This is a genomic window from Sphaerotilus sp. (assembly GCF_041083715.1).
In the GTDB taxonomy this organism is placed as follows: domain Bacteria; phylum Pseudomonadota; class Gammaproteobacteria; order Burkholderiales; family Burkholderiaceae_C; genus Sphaerotilus.
Genome location: NZ_JBFPGY010000312.1, coordinates 1 through 6,365 on the forward strand (window position 1 = coordinate 1; position 6,365 = coordinate 6,365).

Consider the following 6,365-nt stretch of genomic DNA (forward strand, 5'->3'; position numbering starts at 1 on the left):
AGACGACCGCCGGTGGCGGCATCGCCATCGGCCCGGTGCTGCTGGGCGCGGCCAAGCCGGTGCATGTGCTGACGCCGTCGGCGACGGTGCGCCGCATCGTCAACATGACGGCGCTGACGGTGGCGGACGCCAATGCCGATAGATCAGACAGATAAAGGCGCCGCGCCAAATGCCTGACCGCCGGCGGCGCGACTGCGGCGGTGAAGATCACTTTCCCCAGATCCGCTTGTACTGGTCCCGATACCCGTTGTCCGGGTCGAACTCGTTCTTCGGCCCGCCGTCCTTGCCGACGTTCTCGGCCGTGACGAGGTGGACCTTGGGTGAGTAGCCGGACCACCCGGCCTTGTTGAAGGCGCGGTTCATCTCGTCGACGATCTGCCAGCCTTGCATGTTCAGCGGCTCGGGCACGGTGCCGGCCTGGAAGCGCCTGGTGCGGATGCGCTGGTAGGCCGCTTCCGAGCCGTCGCCGGCCGAGACCGCCTTCGGGTTGCCGTCGCCCTTCTTGCCGGCCGCCGTCAGCGACGGGCCCATGAAGTCGAAGTACAGGTCGTTGATCGCCAGCGAGTGGGTCCACTTGTCGCCGAAGCGCTGCAGCAGCGAGGTGGTGAGCTGCGGCATGCGGGTCGAGCTTTCGGCGATCGGGCTGTCCTCGAAGCTCAGCACGGTGCAGCCGCCGCACTTCTTGATGATCGCCTCCATCGCGCGGGCCTTGTAGACGGCGATCGCGTACTGCGAGTCGGTGAAGATCACGACACCCGCCTTGCCGCCCGAATCGACCACGGCCCACGACGCCGCGATGTCCGCCACGTCGTCGGTCACGGTGGTGACGTTGGCGAACAGGCCGGCCTTCTCGTTCGGGCCGGGCTTGTCGCCGGCGTGCCAGCCGACCAGCGGGATGCCGGACTTGGCGGCGTTGTCGAAGGCGACCTTCTGCTCGGTGGTGTCGAAGCCGCCGACCACGATGCCACCGGGCTTGAGCGCCAGCGCCTGGTTCAGCGCGGCCGTGCGGCCACTGACCGAGCCCTGGCCGTCGATCACGCGCACGTTCCAGCCGATGGCCTTGCCGGCCTCCTCGACGCCCTTGGAGACGCCGACGATGCCGCCGTTCTTCATGTCGGCCGCGACGAAGACGAGGGTCTTGCTGGCGACTGCCTTCGGGCCGGCGGTCGGGCCGTCCCAGACTTCCTTGGTCATCGTCGCGGTGGCCACCTTCTTCTTGGCCGCGTCCAGGAAATCGTCGGCACGGGCCGGCGCGGTGAGGCTGGCGCAGGCCAGCGCAACGAGGCCGAGGGCCAGGGGCATGCGCATGCGGATCGGGTTCATCGTCGTCTCCTTCTGGTGGTCGTCGTGGTGAGAATGCGGAACAGGATCTGGCGGCGTCAGTGCGCGGCGTGGGCCGGCGTGGCGAGCTGGCGCTCGGCGATGCGGCGCTTGATCGAGCGGTTGCGGCGCTGCTGCGCCCAGCCGGCGATGCCGATCGAGACCAGCAGCGTCATGCCGTTGAACAGCGGCTCGACGAAGAACGCGCCGCCGAACTGCTGGATGCCCGAGATGCCGATGGCCAGGATCGCGACCCCCACCAGCGTGCCCCAGACGTTGACGCGCCCCGGGCGGATCGTGGTCGAGCCGAGGAAGGCGCCGACGAGGGCCGGCAGCAGGAATTCGAGCCCGACGCTGGCCTGCCCGATCTGCAGCCGCGAGGCCAGCAGCACGCCCGCGAAGCCCGACAGCACGCCCGAGGCGATGAACGCACCCATGACGTGGCGGCGCACCGAGATGCCGTTGAGCTGCGCGGCCTTGGGGTTGGCGCCGATGACATAGAGCGCGCGGCCCAGCGGCGTGAACTCGGTGACCAGCCACAGCGCGACGCTGACCACCAGCACATAGAACGCCGCCACCGGCAGCCCGAGGAAGCTGCCGCCCGCGATCGCCACGAAGCCGTCCGGCAGCTCACCGACCACCTGCCGGCCGCCGCTGTGCCACATGGCCAGCGCGTAGATGACGGTGCCGGTGCCGAGCGTGGCGATGAAGGAATCGATCTGCACCAGCTCCACCAGCAGGCCGTTCAGCAGCCCGCACACCCCCGCGCAGAGCAGCACCACCAGCACGGCGGCCGGCCACGACAGCCCCAGCTTCGTCTGCAGGCTGATGGCCAGGATGTGCCACAGCACGATGCCGTAGCCGACGGTCAGGTCGATCTTGCCGGTGACCATCGGGATGGTGGCCGCCAGCGCCAGCAGCGCGATCACCGACTTGTCCGACAGGATGGCGCGCAGGTTGAACAGCGTCGGGAACGTGTCCGGCAGCAGCACCGAGAACAGCAGCGCCAGCAGCACCGTCAGCCCGACCAGTCCGTAGACGGGGATCGCCCGGCCGAGGCGCTGCGCGAGCGAGGGGGCCGGGCCGTCGAGCGACGGATCGGGTTCCAGCGCCGTGGATTGGATCGAACTGCTCATGCGGCAACGTCCTCGGGATGCGTCGAATCGGATGGGGCGGCGGCGCCGGCCGCCGTGGACAGCAGCCGCGCGACGGTGATGTCGGCGCCGCGCAGCTCGGCGGTGATCAGGCCGTCGCGGAAGACCAGCACGCGGTTGCAGACGGTGGCCACTTCCTCGAAGTCGGTGGAGACGACCAGCAGTGCGCCGCCGGCCTCGGCCTTCTGCTTCAGCAGTGCGTAGATCTGGCGCTTGGCGCCCACGTCCACGCCGGCCGTCGGTTCTTCGAGCAAGGTGAGCGGCTTGTCGAGCTGGAACCAGCGCGCCAGCACCACCTTCTGCTGGTTGCCGCCGGAGAGCTGCTGCACCTCGGCGTCGGGTGCGGGCGGGTTGACGTCGAAGCGCTGGATCAGCCGCTGTGCGCTGCCGCGTTCCTGGCGGCGGCGCTGCAGCGAGAAACCGCCGTCGCCGTGCAGGGCGGGATGCGGGAACAGGTTTTCCAGCACCGACATCGACGGTGCCAGGCTTTCCTCCAGCCGTTCGCTGGCCACGCACGCGACACCCGCCTGGATCGCCTCGGCCGGGCTGCCCAGCCGCACCGCGCGGCCGAGCAGGCGCATCGTGCCCGCGGCCAGCGGCTCGCGGCCGAAGATCGCCTTGCTCAGCGCCTCGTGCCCCGCGCCGCGCAGCCCGACGAGGCCGACCACCTCGCCGCCATGCACCTGCAGGCTCACCGGCCCGGCGTTGCCGCTGGCCGCGCCTTCCAGCCGCAGCACCGGCTCGCCGCGTGTCGCGGGCACCCGTGCCTTCGGGATCCCCGCTGTCAGCGTCTTGCCGACGATCAGGTTGACGAGCCGGTTCTCGCTGGTCTGCGCGGTCATTTCAGTGGCGACCAGCCGGCCGTCGCGCATCACGGCGGCGCGGTCGGACAGCGCCATCACCTCGTCGAGCCGGTGCGACACGTAAATCATCGCCACACCCTGCGCCCGCAGGCCGCGCAGCACGCCGAAGAGCCGCTCCACATCCGCCATCGGCAGGCTGGCGGATGGCTCGTCCAGCACCAGCAGCCTGGCCTGCACTTCGAGCGCCCGCCCGATCGCCAGCAGCGACTTCTCGGCCCGCGTCAGCGAGAACACCCGCCGGTCCGGCGCGATGTCGCAGCCCACGCGCGCCATCACCCGCCGCGCCACCACGTCCGCCGCCCGCCAGTCGATCAGCCCGAAGCGGCGCGGATACCCCATGCCGATGGCGACGTTCTCCGCCACCGTCATCCACTCGACCAGCCCCAGGTCCTGGTGGATGAAGGCGACCGGCTGGCGCAGGCGGTCGCGGCTGCGCCACTGCGCCTGCGGGCGGCCTTCGACGTGGATCTCGCCGCTGTCGGCGGGGTAGATGCCGGCCAGCAGCTTGATCAGCGTGGACTTGCCGGCGCCGTTCTCGCCCAGCAGCGCGAGGATCTCGCCGCTGAACACATCCAGGCTGACGCGGTCCACCGCTTGCGTGCCGCCGAAGCGCTTGCTGACCGCCTCGAAGCGCAGCAATGGCGCTGGGCCCGGCGCCGTGCTCATGCCGTGGCGCCCCGCGTGTTCAGGCGGATGCGGTAGAGCGAGGTGCTCGCGCAGATGAAGAGTTCGTCGCCCGCTGCGCCGCCGAAGCAGACGTTGCCGACCTTCTCAGGCACCGGGATCACGGCCAGCCGCGTGCCGTCCGGGTCGTAGACCTGCACGCTGTCGCCGCTGCTGGTGTAGAGCAGGCCATCCACGTCGAGCCGGAAGCCGTCGGCCAGCCCCGGCTCGACCACGGCGAAGATCCGCGGGTTGACCAGATCCTGCCTGTCGATCACATCGAAGGCGACGATGTGGTGATTCCCGCCGCCGTCGCTGCGCACGGCAGCCGAGGTGTCGGAGACGTAGAGCACCGACTCGTCCGGCGAGAACGCCAGCCCGTTCGGGTGTTCCAGAAAATCGCTGACCACGCGCAGCGACCCGGTGCGCGGATCGAAGCGGAAGACGTAGCACTTGCCCAGCTCGCTCCCGGCCTGGTGCCCCTCGTGGTCGGAGAGGATGCCGTAGGGCGGGTCGGTGAACCAGACCGTGCCGTCGCGCTTGACGACGATGTCGTTGGGCGAATTCAGGCGCCGGCCCTGGTAGCGGTCGACCAGTACCTCGTCGTGCAGCCCCTGTGCGTCCGGGCCGAGCCGGGTGCGCACGATGGCGCGCAGGCCATGCGAGCAGTGGAGCAAGGCCCCGTCCAGGTCGCGCACATGGCCGTTGGTGAACTCGACCGCGTCGCGCCAGACGGCCATGCCGCGCTCGGCGTGCCAGCACAGCATGCGGTTGTTCGGGATGTCGCTCCACAGCAGCACGCCCGCTTCGTCGATCCACACCGGGCCTTCGCTCCAGACCGCGCCGGTGCACAGCCGTTCCAGATCGCCGGCACCCGCCGCCACGCGCGAGAAACGGGGGTCGAGCACTTGGAGGGACGGGTGGGACGGCGTGGACATCAGGGTGGCTTTCACGGCATGCAGGGACGGCAGCGCCGCGTTCCGGAACGCGACAGCACGATTGTGCGACTGCACTGGTTACCGGTAACTGGTGTTTTCCCGTGTGCGAAAGTTCTCGTTGGTATCGGTACCTAGAATGGCGGCATGACCAAGCTCCCGACCCTCTCCGACCGCCCTGACGCACAGCGCACCCCCGTGACGATGGCCGACGTGGCCGCGCGCGTGGGCGTGTCGAAGATGACGGTCTCGCGCGCGCTCAACGCGAGCGAGAGCCGCGGCCGCAGCACCTCCGAGGCGCTGCGCCAGCGCATCCTGGCCACCTGCGAGGAGATGGGCTATGTGCTCGACAAGACGGCGCGCACCTTCTCCAGCAAGCGCTCGGGCTTCATCGCGGCGCTGATCCCGTCGCTGAACAACTCCAACTTCTCCGAGACGGCGCACGGCCTGGCGGCGGCGGTCGAAGGCGCTGGCTTGCAACTGCTGCTGGGCGACACCGACTACCGGCTCGACACCGAGGAGCGGCTGGTGCGCGAGATGCTGGCGCGCCGGCCTGAGGGCGTCGTGCTGACCGGCGGTGCGCACACGCCGCAGGCCCGTGCGATGCTGGTGGCCAGCGGCATCCCGGTCATCGAGACCTGGGATCTGCCGCCCGAGCCGATCGGCCACACCGTGGGCTTCTCCAACGCCGAGGCGACCGCCGCGCTGGTCCGCCACCTGCACGCCAGCGGCTACCGCGACATCGCTTTCCTCGGCGGCACGTCCAACCGCGACACCCGTGGCGCCGACCGCCGACGCGGCTACACCGAGGCGGTCCGGGCGCTCGGGCTCCCGGAAGGGCGCGTGATCTCCTTCGGCCAGCCGCCGATCTCGATGGCGCAGGGCGCGCAGGCGGTGGCGCAGCTCGTCCAGCAGTGGCCGGACGTGGACGCGGCGGTGTGCGTGTCCGACCTGTGCGCGTTCGGCGCCTTGGCCGAGTGCCAGCGGCGCGGCTGGGACGTGCCCGGACGCCTCGCCATCGCCGGCTTCGGCGACTTCGAGGTGAGCCAGAACTGCCACCCGCGCATCACGACGGTGGCGATCGACTGCGCGGGCATGGGCCGCGCGGCGGGCGAGTTGATGCTGCGCGCCATCGAGGCCGTGCGGGCGGGGCAGGTGCTGGCAGCGGAGGCAGTGCACGTGCCCTTCCGCGTCGTGGCGCGGGAGAGCACCTGAGCCGCGTGGGCGCGCCGACGCCTATGCGTCGAAGTCGATCAGCACCTTCATCGCCCTGCGCCGGTCACTCGCCAGCTCGAACGCCTCCCGCGCCTGCGCCAGCGGGAACGAGCGCGTGACCATCGGCCGCAGGTCCACCCGCCCCGCGTTGATCAGCCGCACCGCCAGCGCGAACTCGGCGTGGAAGCGGAAGGAGCCGCAGATGCTCAGCTCCT

Annotated in this window: 6 protein-coding genes and 1 pseudogene; 2 read left to right on the forward strand and 5 right to left on the reverse strand. The window is 70.5% G+C overall.

The features are described from left to right. Positions 1-155 (forward strand): phosphate acyltransferase (locus AB3X43_RS14475; protein ID WP_369430569.1); only part of this gene is annotated, 155 nt, incomplete at its 5' end. Positions 156-207: 52 nt separating this feature from the next. Here AB3X43_RS14475 and AB3X43_RS14480 read toward each other — a convergent pair. The 4 genes from AB3X43_RS14480 to AB3X43_RS14495 all read right to left on the reverse strand — a co-directional run bounded on the left by AB3X43_RS14480 (position 208) and on the right by AB3X43_RS14495 (position 4,938). After that, a complete protein-coding gene (locus AB3X43_RS14480) occupies positions 208-1,308 on the reverse strand; it encodes an ABC transporter substrate-binding protein (protein WP_473965130.1) in 1,101 nt (366 codons plus the stop codon). 71 nt (positions 1,309-1,379) lie between these two features. Further along, positions 1,380-2,456: an ABC transporter permease gene (locus AB3X43_RS14485; protein ID WP_369430566.1), complete on the reverse strand. Its 1,077-nt coding sequence runs from the start codon at positions 2,454-2,456 to the stop codon at positions 1,380-1,382. Continuing rightward, on the reverse strand, positions 2,453-4,003 hold the full coding sequence (locus tag AB3X43_RS14490) for a sugar ABC transporter ATP-binding protein (protein WP_369430567.1): 1,551 nt from the start codon (positions 4,001-4,003) through the stop codon (positions 2,453-2,455). The genes AB3X43_RS14485 and AB3X43_RS14490 overlap by 4 nt, the downstream gene beginning before the upstream one ends. Then, positions 4,000-4,938 carry an SMP-30/gluconolactonase/LRE family protein gene (locus tag AB3X43_RS14495; protein ID WP_369430568.1) on the reverse strand — a complete coding sequence of 313 codons (939 nt, stop codon included), beginning with the start codon at positions 4,936-4,938 and terminating at the stop codon, positions 4,000-4,002. Before AB3X43_RS14495 ends, AB3X43_RS14490 begins: the two co-directional genes overlap by 4 nt. A 201-nt stretch (positions 4,939-5,139) precedes the next feature. Here AB3X43_RS14495 and AB3X43_RS14500 point away from each other — a divergent pair, with 201 nt between their 5' ends. Beyond that, on the forward strand, positions 5,140-6,150 hold the full coding sequence (locus AB3X43_RS14500) for a LacI family DNA-binding transcriptional regulator (protein ID WP_369430570.1): 1,011 nt from the start codon (positions 5,140-5,142) through the stop codon (positions 6,148-6,150). Positions 6,151-6,171: 21 nt separating this feature from the next. Here AB3X43_RS14500 and AB3X43_RS14505 read toward each other — a convergent pair. Next, a pseudogene (locus AB3X43_RS14505) lies at positions 6,172-6,365 on the reverse strand (L-idonate 5-dehydrogenase); the annotation flags it as partial.